This window comes from Thalassobacter sp. (assembly GCF_982993085.1).
In genome coordinates this window covers 1-16446 of sequence record NZ_CEZFMW010000081.1, presented here as the reverse complement: position 1 = coordinate 16446, position 16446 = coordinate 1, and the positions used below count along the sequence as shown (strand labels likewise).

Here is a 16446-nt window from a genome sequence, read left to right as displayed (position 1 = left end):
GAGGGGTTCATCAGCACATTGGTGAACCAGCGTGCTTCAATCCGAAGGGCGGTGTCAAAATCGACCATTGCGCCTTCGTAGACCGCAGATAGCAGTGCCTTGGCAGCAGGATAGACACCTTGGGTTTTGCCGTTCACCATGGCCGAGGCGCCAACAAACGTCATGAAACCAGCCGGATGATAGGGCGCGCCGCCGGGCATTTTGTAGCCCTTTTCGTCCCATGGCTTGGTGATCTTGGGGGCGGATAGGACCCATTCCTTGGCCTTTGCGTGCAGGTCCTCAGGTGCAACAACCTCATCCACTATACCAGCAGCTTTGGCTTTTTTCGGGTCGCTCAGCTTGCCCTCTAGCAGAAAGGGAGAGGCCGCCATGGCCCCCATTTTGCGCACCATTCGCGTGGTGCCGCCCATGCCGGGAAAGATGCCGACCATGATTTCGGGCAGGCCGATTTTGGCCTTGGGGTTGTCGGCCGCAAAGATGCGGTGGCAGGCCAGTGGGATTTCCAGCCCAATGCCAAGTGCGGTGCCGGGCAAACAACAGGCAATCGGTTTGCCGCCCTTGTTGGTCTTGGGGTCTTGGCCCGCGCGCTCAATCTTGCGCAGGATGCGGTGGCAGGCCATCAGCCCGTCCATCAGGCCGCGGGCGGGATCGTCGCCTGCGGCTTCTTTCATGGTGGCGATGATGTTCAAATCCATGCCACCAGCAAAAGAACCGGGCTTGCCCGAGGTGATGATTACGCCTTTGACCGCGTCATCGGCCAACGCCTCATCGATCAACGCATCAAGGTCTAGGTACCCCTGTTGGTTCATCACATTCATGGATTTTCCTAGGGTGTCCCACGTGATCGTGGCCACGCCTTCGGCGTCCGTTTTCATGGTAAAGTCAGTCATTTGCATATCCTTTGGCATGCAACGCAGGGGGCTGCGCGGAATGTCATCGAGTGAAGGTCGCGCGGCATTAGATGCGCTCAATAATTGTGGCAGCACCCATGCCGGAGGCCACGCAAAGGGTGGCAAGGCCGGTGCTTTTGCCGCTGCGCTCTAGCTCATCCAGAAGCGTTCCGATGATAATGGCGCCTGTGGCCCCAAGGGGGTGACCCATCGCAATGGCCCCACCGTTTACGTTCACACGGTCATGATCAACATCAAAAGCCTGCATGAACCGCAACACCACAGAGGAGAACGCCTCATTCACTTCGAATAGGTCGATGTCGGCGATCGACATGCCCGACGTTTTTAGGATGTGTTCCGTCACCGGGACCGGCCCGGTGAGCATGATCGTCGGGTCCAGCCCGATCTTAGCTGTCGCACGAATGACGGCGCGGGGTTTGAGGCCGTGCGCCTTACCAAAGGCTTTGGATCCGACCAACACGCCCGCAGCACCATCAACAATGCCCGAACTGTTGCCCGCGTGGTGGATGTGGTTGATCCGCTCAAGGTGGGGGTATTTCATCAGCGCGATTTTGTCGAAACCGGGCATGACCTCACCCATGGCTTGGAACGCAGGGTTCAGGCTGCCTAGCGATTGCATATCGGTTTGTGGGCGCATGTATTCATCATGATCAAGGATCGTGAGGCCGTTTTGATCGCGCACAGGCACGACCGAATTGGCGAAACGATTGTCATCCCATGCGGCCTTGGCGCGCTGCTGGCTGGTCACGGCAAGGTGGTCGGCCTGTTCACGGGTGATGCCGTATTCCGTTGCGATAATATCAGCCGAAATCCCTTGGGGGACGAAATATTGGTCCATCGCGATCGAAGGATCCACGGCAATCGCCGCCCCGTCCGAGCCCATGGCGACACGGCTCATGCATTCAACCCCGCCGGCGATATAGGCGTCACCTGCGCCGCCGCGGATTTGGTTCGCAGCGAGGTTAACGGCCTCCATGCCAGAGGCGCAGAACCGGTTGATGCTCAGCCCGGGGATGCGTTCATCCAGATCAGAGGCCAACACAGCGGTCCGCGCCAAGCAGCCGCCCTGTTCCATCACTTGTGTGGCGTTGCCCCAGATCACGTCCTCGACTGCGTGCCCTTCTAACCCGTTGCGTTCGCGCAAGGCGTTCAGAACATTGGTAGAAAGGCGCACGGCTGTCACCTCGTGCAGGCTGCCGTCCTTGCGACCTTTGCCGCGCGGGGTGCGAACGGTGTCATAGATATAAGCGTCAGACATGGTTGCGTTCCTTTGCAACGTTTGGGGGGCTGCCTCGGGTTGTGTCCGAGGCGGGCATCAACGGGACGCGCACGACATATTTGCGGTGCGGGATGTTATAAATCGGGAAGAGGCCCGTTGTTAAGAAGTTTGGCAATTCAAGGGGCGCAATGCGAGGGGGCGCTGCGTCTATGACGTAGCGTTTTTTACGTAAACGTAAGGTCGGTTTGTGCGCGGTGCTGGCTTAGCCGCAGGGATTGATGTCGCAAGAGCATGCACCCAACCCACAATCGCCATCGCAAACGTTGAGATCGCAGGTCGATCCATTGTCTCGGGTCGTATTTGCGGCGCCGTGACAGGGTAGGGCACTGCCCATACAGCTGTAAAAGCAACAATCAGTGCGAAGGTCTTTGCGGTTTTGGCGGCGTCGGCGGTGCTTTGCTTCATCCTCTGATTCCGAGACTGGCGTTGATGCGACTGCTGCGTAGGCCGCTTGGCAATCTGCAAATCTGGCGCGGATTTTTGGCCAGCCTTGCCATAACCCCTCATCTTGGATGGTGTGCTTGACGTAGCCCGAGCAGCCCGTTCCGCCGTGCACAACGGAGTAGGCGCAGCGAAAACCCTTTCGCGGCGATACATAGGATTGATAAAGCCAGATAACCCCAAGGGCTGTTCGGTTAAACATGCCCTGCAGGGTATCTGGCCAATATGGCAAGGATTAGGCGGTGGCGTTACGAACCGTAGGCGCGTTCCATCAAATCGTATGGATGTTTCCAACCCGATGTAGCTGAAATGCGGTTCAGCCATGCGTCAATGTTGGGCCATTCTGAGCGGTCAAAGCCAAAGGGCTCTTCGTAGAACAGGTACCCGCAGCAGGCTGTGTCGGCGATGGTGATTTCGTCCCCAACAATCCAATTGCGCCCCTCTAGGTGGTCATTCAGGACGCCGTAGGTCGCCTTGAGGCGCCCCTGCATAAAGCCGATAACCTCTTGGGGGCGTTTTTCTGGTGGTAGGAAGTTCATCAAAAAACGTGTCATCCCGGCCTGACCCGACAGTTTGTGATTGTCCCACAGGAGCCAGCGCAGCACTTCACGTTTACCCTCGGGCGATGCGGGCATCAGCTTGCCCGTCGTTTCGGTCACGTGTGTTTGAATTGCGCCGGATTGGGAGATCGTTTGATCGCCGTCCAGTAGAACTGGGACCTCACCCATGGGGTTAATGGCGCGAAACTCAGGGGTGCGGCTGCCACCGTTGAAAAAATCAACATGGACCGGGGTCCAATCAACCTCGGCCAGCGTGAGTGTTAGCGCCGCCTTATACGCGTTTCCGCTTTCACCGAAGCAATAGAGTTTGGTCATTAGATAGAGCCTCCCGCCCTGAGATTTGTCGTTGTTCGATGTGGTACTGTGCAACGGACGCGCGGACCAGAGGCCTCTCGCGCTAGGCGACAAATTAGGGTCAGCGGGCTTAGCGCCCCACGGTATGATGGCCACGTATGGTCAGTTGGGTCATCGGCAGCGTGCTAATCCGCTGGCGGAAGCCGATCTTTGAAGGCAGCGAGGCGATGCATCAGAGTGGCGTCATCCAGCAGCCCCGAGAGGTTTTCGAACACAAAACTCAGCGCCTCACCCTCGGTCAAACCGGCATCCGCGGCAAAAGCCCGAAGCTGTCTGTACCCGGCATCCGTCATTTTTGCGGGAAAGTGGCGGGTCAGTCGGGGAGGTGGTGGCATTTGAAATCGTGGTCCGTAAGTGTGTGGCAGAGGCAGGCCCTGCCACACACTCTTGGCTTAGAAATGGGCGGCGTCTAGTGCCATCAAGGTATCCGCCCCGGTTTCGATCCGCGACAGATGCATTGAGGTCGCGGGAAGCTGGCGGGCCATATAATAGCGCGCGGTCGCGAGTTTTGCGTCATAGAAGTCACGACCCTCGGCGCCGTTGGCCAGAGCATCCTGAGCTGCACGTGCCATGCGGGCCCACATCAGGCCAAGGCAAACATGCCCCATCATGTGCATAAAATCATATGACCCCGCGAGCGCGTTGTTGGGATTTTTAATGCCCATTTGCATGAAGTACATGCCGGCAGCCTGTAGATCCTTGGACGCTTTCTTGAGCGGTTCGACAAAGGCGGCCATGTCATCGCTGTCGTTCTCTTTGCAGAAGGTTTTAACCATCTCAAAGAAGCCCATGACGTGTTTGCCGCCGTCCTGAGCAAGCTTGCGCCCCACAAGATCCAGCGCCTGCACCCCATTCGCACCCTCGTAAATCATGGCAATCCGAGCGTCGCGCGCAAACTGGGACATGCCCCATTCTTCGATGTAGCCGTGCCCCCCATAAACCTGTTGGGCGTTGATGGTCATCTCATAGCCCTTATCGGTCAGAAATCCTTTGATGACGGGGGTCATCAGGGAAATCAGGCCATCGGCTTCCGCGTCTGAGTTACGTTGCGCCCGGTCGATGAGGTTTGCGCCCCAGAACGCAAAGGCCCGCGCGCCTTCCACAAAAGACTTCTGGTCCATTAGGTTGCGGCGAATGTCGGGGTGCACGATCAGCGGATCGGCGGCCAGTTCAGGGTGTTTGGTGCCGGTCACGTCGCGGCCTTGAAGCCGATCAAGGGCGTAGGCGCGGGCATTTTGATACGCGATTTCAGACTGGGCATAGCCCTGTAGGCCGACGCCAATGCGCGCCTCGTTCATCATTGTGAACATTGCGCGCATGCCTTTATGCGCCTCACCCAATAGATAGCCGGTCGCGCCGTCATAGTTCATCACACAGGTTGAGTTACCGTGGATGCCCATTTTCTCTTCGATCTTGCCAACCGAGAGATCATTGCGAGCGCCAAGGCTGCCGTCGTCGTTCACAAGGACCTTGGGCACGATGAACAGGGACACGCCTTTGATGCCTTCGGGGGCGCCAGAAATTTTGGCAAGGACGAGGTGGATGATATTGTCCGCCATGTCGTGGTCACCGGCCGAGATGAAGATCTTTTGCCCAGTGATTTTATAGCTGCCGTCGTCTTGGGGTTCTGCGCGGGTGCGCATCAGGCCCAGGTCCGTACCGCAATGCGGCTCCGTCAGGTTCATGGTGCCGGTCCATTCACAGGTCACCATTTTGGGTAGGAACGTCTGTTTTTGGGCGTCGGAGCCGTGAGCGTGGATCGCGGAATAGGCGCCGTGGGTCAGGCCGGGGTACATGTTGAACGCCATGTTCGCAGCGGACATGATTTCACCAACCGCGGTGTGCATCAGATAGGGCAGGCCCTGGCCCCCATAGGCGGGGTCGCAATCAAGGGCTGTCCAGCCGCCATCGCGCATTTGGTCAAAGGCGTCCTTAAAGCCGGTAGGCGTACGCACCACACCATTTTCTAGCTTACACCCCTCGCGGTCGCCCACCTCGTTTAGGGGGTGCAGGACATCGCTCGCGATCTTGCCGGCTTCCTCCAACACTGCACCGGTGAAATCGACATCCATTTCGTCGTAGCCGGGAATGTTCTGCTCAGAGGCTTTGAGGACCTCGTGCAGCACGAATTGCATGTCTTTGGTGTTGGCGTTGAACGCTGGCATTTCCTGTCTCCCTGCCGTCGCCCAGAGTATGTGTTACGAGGCGACTCTTTGGTTGGTGTTCGCGGAGGCGATAAGGTTTTCGCCCCATTTCAGTTGGCTCTCAAGTTCGGCAATCGCCTCATTGAGTTCATCACGTTGAACAATCATCGCATCGAGGCGACTTTTGCCGATCTCATAGGTGCGGGCGTATTGTGTGGCTTGCCCATCACCGAGATAGTACAGATCCAGAAGCTGGCGGATTTCTTCGAGGCTGAACCCAAAGCGCTTGCCGCGCAGGATCAACTTGAGCCGGGCACGGTCGCGTTTGGTAAACAGTCGTTTTTGCCCCTCACGGATTGGGCTCAACAGCTCCTTTGCCTCATAGAACCGAAGAGTACGTGGCGTCACATCATATGCATCGCACATCTCTCGGATGGTCATAGTTTCTTCAGACATCTTCTTCACCTTTCACAACTCCTGCGCAGCTGTGTGTGCACCGGAAATGTGAATTTCCAGTTTATGCTACAAGTTTATATTACGTTTACGTAACTCTAACGTCGCGTCACATTTGAAGTGACCAAGGGTCGGTCCGAAAACGCACTCCCGTAGCCCAAAAGCCGACGCTAAAGCGCCATAACTCTAATTAAAGCCGTCTTTAGGAGCCAGCTACCAGTGACAGAAAATCGCCAGTCCAGGGCGCATCTTTCGGATTGATCCGCTCTCTTTCGTATAGGTTTGCGAATTTCGTATCGTTAATCTGGTAAAGTGTCAGCCACGTGATCGCGCAGCGTCTGTAGCTGTGCGATGGCTTCATCTACTTCTGCACGGCGGAGGGTCAGCTCTTGCAGCTGCTTGTCTGCCAGCTCAATCCAAGCCATCATTTGTGTCCGACCTTCGGGATCGGCATCATAGAGTTCAAGCCACTGACGAATCTCTTCTAGCGAAAAGCCGAATTTGCGCCCCCGCAGGATCAGGGTCATGCGGGCAACTTCGCGGGCGCCATAAAATCGTGTGCGGCCTTCTTTTTCGGGAAACAGCAGCTCGATGTACTCGTAATGCCGCAGCGTGCGGGGCGTTACATCAAATTTTTCGCACATCTCTTTGAAGCTGATCCGCTCGCTCATCGTAGTCTCCCTCAATCCCTGCGCGAAGTATGCGCGTAATCCGCGCGCAATGCCAACCCTTGCCCCGCAGCGATGTGCGGCGCATACACAAAGCCATGGATACAACAGATGAAAAAGCCCAACGCGTTCGCGCTTCTATGGAGGCGCTGCCCCATTGTAAGGCGCTGGGCCTAGAGATGACGGACATCGGGGGTGGGCAAGCCGTTATGCGGATGCCTTATAACCCTTCTCTTGTGGGGGATCCGGCGACAGGGGTCATCGCCGGCGGGGCTGTGTCGGCCTTGATGGACAGTTGCGGCGGGGCGGCAGTGATGTGCCATCCCAAGGCGGTGGCCAGCACGGCAACACTGGATTTGCGCATTGATTATATGCGCGCGGCCACACCGGGGCAGGCAATCACGACGCGCGCGGTCTGCCACCATATTACGCGTTCGGTCGCATTTGTCCGCGCGGAGGCGTTTGACGATGATGCGAGCACGCCGGTCGCGGTGGCCAACGGGGCCTTTACCGTTGAGATGCAATCATGAAGCGGCCTGAACCTATTCAAATCGTCAAGCAACGGCGAGATGCTGCGTTGGCGGCCTTGATCGAAGGTGTTCCCTATATCCAATTCATGGGTATCGGGTTTGAGCGTCGCGGCGATGAGCTAACAGGTATCTTGCATTTCGATGACAAGTTGATTGGCAACATGATGTTGCCCGCGCTGCATGGTGGGGCTACCGCGGCCTTCCTAGAGGTGACGGCAACCATCACCCTGTCTTGGGCCATGATCTGGGATGACCTGGAGCGCGGCGATCTTCAGGATTTGACGCCCCAAACCTTGCCGCGCTTGCCCAAGACAATTGATTTTACCGTAGACTATCTGCGTTCGGGTCTGCCGCGTGATGCCTATGCTCGCGCGCGGATCAATCGCAAAGGCCGCCGTTACGCCAGTGTCCACGTCGAAGGCTGGCAAGACAACCGAGAGCGTTTGCACGCCCAAGCCACCGGGCACTTCTTGATGCCCACACGCCCGACCGTTGGGAATGGCTGATACGATCACCCACGCCCGGGTGCTCAAGATTTCGGTGCCCATTGTGATTTCAAACGCCACGGTGCCGTTGATGGGCATCGTGGACACAGGCGTAGTGGGTCAAAGTGCGCAGGCGGCACCCATTGCGGCGGTGGCCGCCGGTGCAATTACGCTATCCGCTGTTTATTGGATATTTGGGTTTCTGCGGATGGGCACAGCGGGGTTGGCCGCACAGGCTGTGGGCGCCGGCGACCGGGTTGAAGTCGGCGCGCTGTTGATGCGGGTTCTGTTGATCGGTTTTGGGGCAGGGGTCGTTATGATCGCGACCCAGTGGGCGATTATGGCCGGTGCCTTCGCTATTTCACCCGCCGAGCCGGAGGTCGAAGCCCTAGCGCGCACTTATATCGGTATCCGCGTGTGGTCTGCGCCTGCGGCCATTGCACTTTACGGGATCACCGGCTGGTTGGTCGCTCAAGAGCGTACGGATCAGGTGATGGTGCTGCAAATCTGGATGAATGGGGCCAACATCGCGCTGAGCTATGGGTTGGGTTATATGCTCGACTTTGGGGTGCCAGGTGTGGCTTGGGCGACATTTATGGCAGAATGGTCGGGCCTTGCGCTGGGCTTGTGGTTTTGTCGGGGCGCGTTTCGGGTGCCGGGGTGGGCAACGCCCGCGCGTATCTTTGACCGGGCGCGGCTGATCAACATGGCGTCGGTGAATTCCGACATCATGATCCGCTCAGTCTTGCTGCAAATCGCATTTACATCCTTCATTCTGGTACATTCGGCAAAGTTGGGCACTGTGCCGCTGGCCGCGAACCAAATCCTGTTGCAGTTTTTGTTTGTGACCTCCTACGCGATGGACGGCTTTGCCTTTGCCGCAGAGGCGTTGGTGGGCAAGGCCTTTGGCGCGGGCAACCCCGCCCGCGTGCGCCGCGCCACGCTGATGACCAGTTTTTGGGGGGTGATTACCGTGAGCCTCTTGGCAGTGGTTTTTGCGATCATGGGGCCGTGGGGGATAGAGGTGATGACGAAATCGCCCGAAGTGCAAGCAGAGGCGCGCCGCTATTTGCCATGGGTCATTGCCGGGCCACTGATCGGTTGTGCCTCGTGGATGTTCGACGGGGTCTTTATTGGTGCGACCCGGTCACGCGATATGCGGAATATGATGCTGCTCAGCTTTTTGCTCTATTTCGCCGCTGTCTACGTGCTGCTGCCCTATGGAAACCATGGGTTGTGGGCGGCACTGATGATCTTTTTCAGTGCCCGGGGCATCACCCTTGGTTTGCGATATCCGGCGTTGGAACGGGCGGCGGGGCGCACAGTCTAGGGGCCTGTAGGCCGCGCATACCAATTGCGCGAACGGATCAAGAACACATCTTGGCCTTTTCGATGTGACGCGTTACGTTTGCGATATGATGGATTTTGACGACTCCGAAGGCTTTGAAAGCCTCTCATCGCGCGCGATGGCCGCACGCCCCACGCCCTACATGGACGGGCTCAATCCGGAACAGCGACGCGCAGTTGAGACGTTGGATGGTCCGGTCTTGATGCTTGCAGGGGCCGGTACCGGCAAAACGCGGGCACTTACGGCACGGATTGCGCATCTGCTGAACACGGCCAAGGCGCGGCCGAATGAAATCCTTGCGGTGACATTCACCAACAAGGCCGCCCGAGAGATGAAGGACCGCGTTGGCAAACTGACCGGTCATGTCGAAGGGATGCCGTGGCTGGGCACGTTCCACGCGATTTGTGTCAAACTGCTGCGCCGCCATGCAGAGTTGATCAAACGCGATGATCCGCTTTTGGACGGCGGGCAGAATGTCCCGCACCTGAAGTCAAACTTCACGATCCTTGATACGGATGACCAAATCCGTCTGCTCAAGCAGTTGATCGTTGCCGAAGGGATTGATGACAAACGCTGGCCTGCGCGGGCCTTGGCTGGGGTCATTGACCAATGGAAAAACCGCGCTTGGACACCGGATCAGGTGCCCGCCAGCGAAAGCAGCGCATACGACGGCAAGGGTGTCGCACTATACCGGGCCTATCAGGACCGCCTTCTTACGCTTAACGCAGTGGATTTTGGTGATCTGCTTTTGCATGTCGTCACCATTTTTCAGACGCATTCAGATGTGTTGGAACAATACCGCCGCTTTTTCCGGTATATCTTAGTGGACGAATACCAAGATACGAATGTGGCGCAGTATATGTGGCTGCGGCTTTTGGCGGGCGGGCATCGGAACATTTGCTGTGTGGGCGATGATGATCAGTCGATCTATGGCTGGCGCGGTGCCGAAGTGGGCAACATTCTGCGGTTTGAACGTGATTTCGAAGGTGCCGCCGTTATTCGGCTGGAGCAGAATTACCGCTCAACTCCGCATATTCTTGCCGCAGCCTCTGGCGTGATTGCGGGCAATAAAGGCCGACTGGGCAAGACCCTATGGACCGAGATGGAGGAGGGCGAGAAGGTCAACCTCATCGGCCACTGGGACGGCGAGGAAGAGGCGCGTTGGGTCGGAGAAGAGGCCGAGGCCGCATTGCGTGGAACGCGTGGGCGACGGGCCTTTGCGCTCAATGATATGGCAATCTTGGTGCGGGCCTCGCATCAGATGCGCGCGTTTGAGGATCGGTTCCTGACGATTGGCCTGCCATATCGCGTGATTGGGGGGCCACGTTTTTATGAGCGTTTGGAAATTCGCGACGCGATGGCCTATTTCCGCGTTGTGATCAGCCCGGATGATGATCTTGCGTTTGAGCGGATCGTGAACACACCCAAACGCGGGCTTGGCGATAAGGCACAGCAGAAAATCCAGATGATGGCGCGCAGCAATGGCGTCAGCCTGCTGGAGGGCGCGCGCCTGATGGTTGAAACCAAAGGTATCGGTGGCAAGGGTGGCGCCGAGCTGGCCAAGCTGGTCGCGGGCTTGGATCGGTGGCGTGATGCGCTGCTGTCGGGGCGTGATCACATCGAATTGGCAGAGGTCATCCTAGAGGAATCCGGCTACACCGACATGTGGCTCAACGACAAAACGCCTGAGGCACCGGGGCGATTGGATAACCTTAAGGAGCTCGTGAAAGCTCTTGAAAACTTTGAAAATCTTCAAGGTTTCCTAGAGCACGTTAGCCTAATTATGGATAACGAGAGCGACAGTGGTGAGGACAAGATCACCATGATGACGCTGCATGCGGCCAAGGGGCTGGAATTCCCCATGGTGTTTCTACCGGGGTGGGAGGATGGCTTGTTCCCCTCACAGCGGTCTATGGATGAAAGCGGGCAAAAGGGCCTAGAGGAAGAGCGGCGTCTGGCCTACGTCGGTATCACGCGCGCCGAAGAAGTCTGCACCATTAGTTTCGCCGCCAATCGGCGCGTCTATGGTCAGTGGCAATCCTCGCTTCCATCGCGGTTTATTGACGAATTGCCTGAAAAGCACGTTGAAGTTTTGACCCCACCGGGCCTGTATGGTGGCGGCTTTGGGGCCGCGGGCATGGCGCAGGCGCAGACCCGTGCAATGGGTGGCGGTGTCGAAAGCGATATCACTGAACGTGCCACCAAGGCGGATGTCTACAACTCGCCCGGATGGCGGCGTTTGCAGGCCAACGCCAGTGCGCGGACCCTCTCGCAGCCCAAGGAAAGTCGGACGATGGTGATCGACGCTCAAGCCGTCAGCGCCCATTCCATTGATGACCGAGTGTTCCACACGAAATTCGGCTATGGCACTGTTGAGGCGATTGAGGGTGACAAGCTGGAGGTCGCGTTTGACAAAGCGGGGACCAAAAAGCTGGTGGGCCGGTTCCTCGTTCCTGCGGATCAAGCGGGCGATGTGCCGTTCTGACGCTTGCGCGGGCCCTGCGGGACGCGTAGGGCTGCGCATATGAAAATTCTATTCTTGGGCGATGTTATGGGGCGGTCTGGCCGCAGTGCGGTCACGGAGCGTTTGTCTGCGTTGCGGGCTGCGTGGGGGCTGGATTTCGTTGTGGTCAACGGCGAAAATGCCACCTCTGGACACGGGTTGAACCGCGATCACGCGCGCGCGCTGCTTGAGGCAGGTGCGGATGTGATTACACTGGGCGATCACGCCTTTGATCAAAAAGACATGCTGGGCACGATTGAGAGCGAGCCGCGTATTCTGCGGCCGATCAATATCTCAAAGGCGGCACCGGGCCGTGGGCACCGCATTTATGAGGTGCCTGGGGGGCGCAAGGTGCTGGTGGCGCAGGTGCTGGGCCGGGTGTTCATGAAGCAACCCTACGATGATCCGTTTTCGCCGCTGGACGCGCTGTTTCGGACGCATCGGTTGGGCGCTGCGGTGAACGCGACGCTGATTGATATCCATTGCGAAGCCACGTCCGAGAAAATGGGCGTTGGACATTTTTGTGATGGAAAAGCTAGCGTCGTGGTGGGCACACACACCCACGTGCCGACGGCGGATGCGCAAATCCTGCCCGGTGGCACCGCGTTCCAGTCCGATGCCGGAATGTGCGGCGACTATGACAGTGTGATCGGCATGGAAAAGACCGAACCCCTGCGCCGTTTTATCACCGGAATGCCCAAGGCGCGGTTCTCGCCCGCAATGGGAGAGGCCACGCTGAGCGGGCTGTATGTGGAAACCGATGATCGCACTGGTAAAGCCACACGAGTGGTGCAGGTGCGCCAAGGTGGGCGGCTGAGCCCGTCGGGCCCTGAGGCTGTGGAATGACACGCGCGCCCACGCACCCAGCCTCTGGGCTGCTTGTGGGCGTTCTCATCTTGATGGGGGCAGGGTGGGGCCTTGGCCAACCCCTGACCAAGGTTGCCGTATCCACTGGATTGCCGACGCTGGGGCTATTAGCGTGGCAATTGATGATCGGCGCTGCGGTGTTATGCACCTTCATTTTGGTGCGCGGGGGGTGTATCCCACTCGCCCCGCGCAATCTGTTTTTCTACGGCTGGATCGCTTGTGTGGGGACGCTGTTCCCAAATTATGCCTCGTACGAGGCGGCGCGAGTACTGCCCGCGGGCATCATATCTATCCTTTTGTCTACGGTCCCTATGATCGCTTTTCCGGTGGCGCTTGGCCTTGGGCTTGAACGGTTTGAGCCACGGCGCCTTTTGGGGCTGGTGTTCGGCTTGGCAGGGGTGTTGTTAATCACTCTGCCGGACGCGAGCCTGCCAGAGCGCGCTATGCTGGCCTTTGTTCCGCTGGCTCTGATTGCGCCGTTGTTTTACGGAGCTGAGGGCAATCTGGTCGCCCGGTTCGGGACCGGCGGTGTTGATGCGGTCACGGTGATTGCGGGGGCATCACTGGTCGGGGCCGGGGTTGTGGCGCCCTTGGCCGCGGCGACTGGGCAGTGGGTGACACCCGCCCTGACGCTGCCGCACGGTGCCCTGGCGCTGTCGGCGCTGCTGCACACGGTGGTCTATGTGGCCTACGTCTGGATGGTCGGGCGTGCGGGCTCGGTCTTTGCGGCACAGGTTAGCTATCTGGTCACGGGCTTTGGTGTGATGTGGGCCATGCTGATCCTAGGAGAGCGGTTTGCGCCCACGGTCTGGCTGGCTATGGTGGTGATGTTTGCTGGCCTAGCGATGGTTCAACCGCGACCAAAGCTATTGGCACCCAAAGAGATTAGAACGTGAGATCGTCATGGAATTAGTGACCCTTAGCCAATCGGCGCAAGCCACGTTGGCCTTGTTGACGGTGGGGGCAATGTTCACCCTGTTCTTGCGGGAAACATTTCCAACCGAGGTGACGGCGATCATGGGCGTCGCCGTCCTGTTGGTGACAGGGGTTCTGCCCTATGAGGCTGCGATTGGCGTGCTGTCGAACCCTGCACCGTGGACGATTGCTGCGATGTTTATCGTGATGGGGGCGTTGGTGCGCACAGGCGCGCTTAACTGGTTTACCGCCCGCGCCGAGGCGCAGGCCGACATCAGCCCGCGGCGGGCAATTGGTGCGTTGATGGCGTTGGTTATTGTGGCTTCTGCGTTTGTGTCCAACACGCCGGTGGTTGTCGTGATGATCCCGGTCTTTGTGCAGCTGGCGGGTAAACTGGGCGCGGCCCCTTCCAAGCTGCTGATCCCGCTCAGCTATGCCGCGATCATGGGGGGGACTTTGACGCTAATCGGGACCTCAACCAACCTGTTGGTGGATGGGGTTGCCCGGGCCGAAGGCCTTGCGCCGTTCACAATCTTTGAGGTCACGCCACTTGCCGTGGTTTTGGTCGTCTACGTGATGATCTACCTCTATTTTGTGGCCCCGCGGGTGTTGCCAGAACGCACCTCGATGGCCGCCATGTTGGGCGGCGACAAATCCAAGATGAAGTTCTTTACTGAGGCGGTGATCCCGCCGGAATCCAACCTTGTCGGGCGTGAGGTTTTGGGGGTGCAGCTGTTCAAGCGCGAAGGCGTGCGGTTGATTGACGTGATCAGGGGCGATGCCTCGTTGCGGCGGAACCTGAAGGGTGTCGAGTTACAGGTCGGTGACCGGGTCGTTTTGCGCACCCCAATGACAGAGTTGTTGTCGCTGCAACGGGACAAATCGCTGAAACGATTGGATCAGGTGGGCGCGACAGAGACAACTACGGTTGAGGTGCTGATCACGCCGGGGGCGCGCATGGTTGGACGGCGCTTGGGAGAAATGCGATTGCGTCGTCGCTACGGCGTCTATCCGATTGCCGCGCACCGGCGGGATCGCAACATTGGGTCAGATCTTGACAGCTTGATCGTCAAGGTTGGTGATACCCTGCTGCTTGAAGGTGCGCCGGAGGATATTCATCGCTTTGCCTCTGACATGAACCTTGTGGATGTGTCCAAGCCTGAGGCTCGGGCCTACCGCCGTGAGATGGCATGGGTGCCTGTGACGGCAATGGTTGGGCTGGTTGTGATGGCGGCCTTGGGTATCGCACCAATTTTCTTGTTGGCGGTGCTGGCTGTGGCGCTGGTGCTCGCGACCCGCTGCATTGACGCCGAAGAGGCGTTTGACTTCATTGAGGGCCGCTTATTGGCGTTGATCTTTTCGATGCTTGCGATAGGTGCGGCGCTACAATCCTCTGGGGCGGTGACACTTATCGTGGATGCTGTGGCACCCTATCTATCGGGACTGCCACCGTTTTTGTTGGTCTGGGCGATTTACCTGCTGACCAGCATCCTGACGGAGCTGGTGTCCAACAATGCGGTTGCTGTCGTGGTCACGCCGATTGCGATTGCGCTGGCCGCGACGCTGGGCATTGACCCGCGCCCCTTGGTCGTGGCGGTGATGGTCGCGGCGAGTGCGTCATTTGCCACGCCGATTGGATATCAAACCAATATGATGGTCTATGGCCCCGGCGGCTATAAATTCACGGATTTCATGAAACTGGGCATCCCGCTGAACGTCACGGTCGGGTTGCTCGCCAGCCTGATGATCCCGTTCATCTGGCCGTTTTAAGCCGCCTTAACAGGAGAATACACCATGCGCTCAATGATGATTTTAGGTGCCTGCTTGGGCTTAATGGCCTGTACCGCGACGCCGGTTGCGATGGCACCATCGGACAGCGCGCGTGTGGCAGAGGTATCGGTGCGGCCCGATGTGCTGGCCATCACAATGACTGATGGTGCGCGCTGCGTGGCCAAACGGCCCGATGACATTCGCACTGGCTGGTCTGGCATCACTGACAACTGCGGCTACGCGTTGCCGTTCTCGGTGCTGTTTTTCGCCGGTGCCGAGGATCCTGCACGGTTTGCTGTAGAACCAGCGGCCGAGGTTGTGGGCAAAGACGGCACACTGATGCCCCGCGCCGAGGTCTATGTGACGGACGTTGATGGTGTCCAAAAGCAGTTCGTTATGCGCCTAGATAATGTGCGCATTCAGCTGGTTGATCCCGTTTAGAATAGGGTTACATCAGCGGACCTAACAGGCAGAGCCAAGCCCAAAGGCCCGGCAATGTTTGCACCATTTGCGCAATAGCCTTTGATAGGGCATCGTGCCGTCATGCTGATTGAAGATGAAATTCTGACGCTCCGGCGTTTACGCGTAGCGGATTTGCAGGCCTTTCAATCCTATCGCTCGGATCCCGTTGTGGGGGCCTATCAAAGCTGGAACGTGATGAGTGACGATCAGGCCTTGGGCTTTCTGGCGGCGGTATCGGACGCGCCTTTGTTTGTTCCGGGGCAATGGTCGCAGATCGCCATCGTGGCCGATGGTTTGGTCGGGGACATCGGCCTGTGCCTCGATCACACAAGCCACGAGGTTGAGATAGGGATTACACTCGCGCGCGGTGCCCAAGGGTTGGGCTACGCGCGTCGCGCCGTCAGGCTGGCCGTGCAGCTGGTGTGGCGCGACAGCCCCGCGCAGTGTATTCGCGCCATTACGGATGCACGCAACACAGCCGCATTGATCTTGTTGGAGCGATCAGGCTTTCGGGAGGGTCCGCCCCTAACAACAGGTGGCATTCCAGAGCGGCAATTCACATTGAAACGCCCCAATTTGCCCTAAGCCAAGACGCGCGCTGCACAGGCTTGCAGCCCCAAGGCTCTTGGCCCTATAACCGCACGGAATTCTCGGACCAAATGAACGGAGACGACCCATGGCAGGGCATAGTAAATGGGCCAACATCCAGCACCGCAAGGGCCGGCAGGATAAAATCCGCGCCAAGCTGTTTTCCAA

General features: G+C 58.3%; 17 protein-coding genes and 1 pseudogene. 10 read left to right on the top strand and 8 right to left on the bottom strand.

All coding sequences use genetic code 11. The features are described from left to right. The 8 genes from AC4GMC_RS12580 to AC4GMC_RS12545 all read right to left on the bottom strand — a co-directional run. Positions 1-890 (bottom strand): enoyl-CoA hydratase/isomerase family protein (locus tag AC4GMC_RS12580; protein ID WP_487879416.1); only part of this gene is annotated, 890 nt, incomplete at its 3' end. Between the two features lie 67 nt (positions 891-957). Beyond that, entirely contained in the window at positions 958-2169 is a 1212-nt protein-coding gene (locus tag AC4GMC_RS12575) for an acetyl-CoA C-acetyltransferase (RefSeq protein WP_487879415.1), read from the bottom strand. 223 nt (positions 2170-2392) lie between these two features. Beyond that, on the bottom strand, positions 2393-2833 hold the full coding sequence (yidD, locus tag AC4GMC_RS12570) for a membrane protein insertion efficiency factor YidD (protein ID WP_487876037.1): 441 nt from the start codon (positions 2831-2833) through the stop codon (positions 2393-2395). A 46-nt stretch (positions 2834-2879) separates the two neighbouring features. Then, on the bottom strand, positions 2880-3506 hold the full coding sequence (locus AC4GMC_RS12565) for a glutathione S-transferase family protein (RefSeq protein ID WP_487876038.1): 627 nt from the start codon (positions 3504-3506) through the stop codon (positions 2880-2882). Between the two features lie 164 nt (positions 3507-3670). Further along, positions 3671-3880 (bottom strand): hypothetical protein, encoded by a 210-nt coding sequence (locus AC4GMC_RS12560; RefSeq protein ID WP_487876039.1) that lies wholly within the window; start codon positions 3878-3880, stop codon positions 3671-3673. A 57-nt stretch (positions 3881-3937) separates the two neighbouring features. Beyond that, positions 3938-5710 carry an acyl-CoA dehydrogenase C-terminal domain-containing protein gene (locus AC4GMC_RS12555; RefSeq protein ID WP_487876040.1) on the bottom strand — a complete coding sequence of 591 codons (1773 nt, stop codon included), beginning with the start codon at positions 5708-5710 and terminating at the stop codon, positions 3938-3940. Positions 5711-5743: 33 nt separating this feature from the next. Beyond that, the gene (locus tag AC4GMC_RS12550) at positions 5744-6145 is read right to left on the bottom strand and encodes a MerR family transcriptional regulator (RefSeq protein WP_487876041.1); all 402 of its coding nucleotides are present in this window, start codon (positions 6143-6145) and stop codon (positions 5744-5746) included. 296 nt (positions 6146-6441) lie between these two features. After that, the gene (locus tag AC4GMC_RS12545) at positions 6442-6813 is read right to left on the bottom strand and encodes a MerR family transcriptional regulator (protein WP_487876042.1); all 372 of its coding nucleotides are present in this window, start codon (positions 6811-6813) and stop codon (positions 6442-6444) included. A gap of 95 nt (positions 6814-6908) precedes the next feature. Between AC4GMC_RS12545 and AC4GMC_RS12540 the strand changes: the two genes are divergently transcribed. The 10 genes and pseudogenes from AC4GMC_RS12540 to AC4GMC_RS12495 form a co-directional block, all read left to right on the top strand. After that, entirely contained in the window at positions 6909-7340 is a 432-nt protein-coding gene (locus AC4GMC_RS12540) for a PaaI family thioesterase (RefSeq protein ID WP_487876043.1), read from the top strand. Then, complete coding sequence (locus AC4GMC_RS12535; protein ID WP_487876044.1) at positions 7337-7846, top strand: PaaI family thioesterase; 510 nt, start codon at positions 7337-7339, stop codon at positions 7844-7846. Before AC4GMC_RS12540 ends, AC4GMC_RS12535 begins: the two co-directional genes overlap by 4 nt. Further along, complete coding sequence (locus AC4GMC_RS12530; protein WP_487876045.1) at positions 7839-9155, top strand: MATE family efflux transporter; 1317 nt, start codon at positions 7839-7841, stop codon at positions 9153-9155. Before AC4GMC_RS12535 ends, AC4GMC_RS12530 begins: the two co-directional genes overlap by 8 nt. 85 nt (positions 9156-9240) lie before the next feature. Beyond that, positions 9241-11658, top strand: a complete 2418-nt coding sequence (locus tag AC4GMC_RS12525) for an ATP-dependent helicase (RefSeq protein WP_058124190.1) — start codon at positions 9241-9243, stop codon at positions 11656-11658. Positions 11659-11697: 39 nt separating this feature from the next. Beyond that, the gene (locus tag AC4GMC_RS12520; protein ID WP_487876046.1) at positions 11698-12522 is read left to right on the top strand and encodes a TIGR00282 family metallophosphoesterase; all 825 of its coding nucleotides are present in this window, start codon (positions 11698-11700) and stop codon (positions 12520-12522) included. Beyond that, positions 12519-13439 carry a DMT family transporter gene (locus AC4GMC_RS12515; protein WP_487876047.1) on the top strand — a complete coding sequence of 307 codons (921 nt, stop codon included), beginning with the start codon at positions 12519-12521 and terminating at the stop codon, positions 13437-13439. The genes AC4GMC_RS12520 and AC4GMC_RS12515 overlap by 4 nt, the downstream gene beginning before the upstream one ends. A 7-nt stretch (positions 13440-13446) precedes the next feature. Beyond that, positions 13447-15228, top strand: a complete 1782-nt coding sequence (locus AC4GMC_RS12510) for an SLC13 family permease (protein ID WP_487876048.1) — start codon at positions 13447-13449, stop codon at positions 15226-15228. Between the two features lie 24 nt (positions 15229-15252). Continuing rightward, a complete protein-coding gene (locus tag AC4GMC_RS12505; protein ID WP_487876049.1) occupies positions 15253-15669 on the top strand; it encodes a hypothetical protein in 417 nt (138 codons plus the stop codon). A 102-nt stretch (positions 15670-15771) separates the two neighbouring features. Beyond that, the gene (locus AC4GMC_RS12500; protein ID WP_487876050.1) at positions 15772-16275 is read left to right on the top strand and encodes a GNAT family N-acetyltransferase; all 504 of its coding nucleotides are present in this window, start codon (positions 15772-15774) and stop codon (positions 16273-16275) included. Positions 16276-16366: 91 nt separating this feature from the next. Continuing rightward, positions 16367-16446 (top strand): annotated as a pseudogene (locus AC4GMC_RS12495) (YebC/PmpR family DNA-binding transcriptional regulator); the annotation flags it as partial.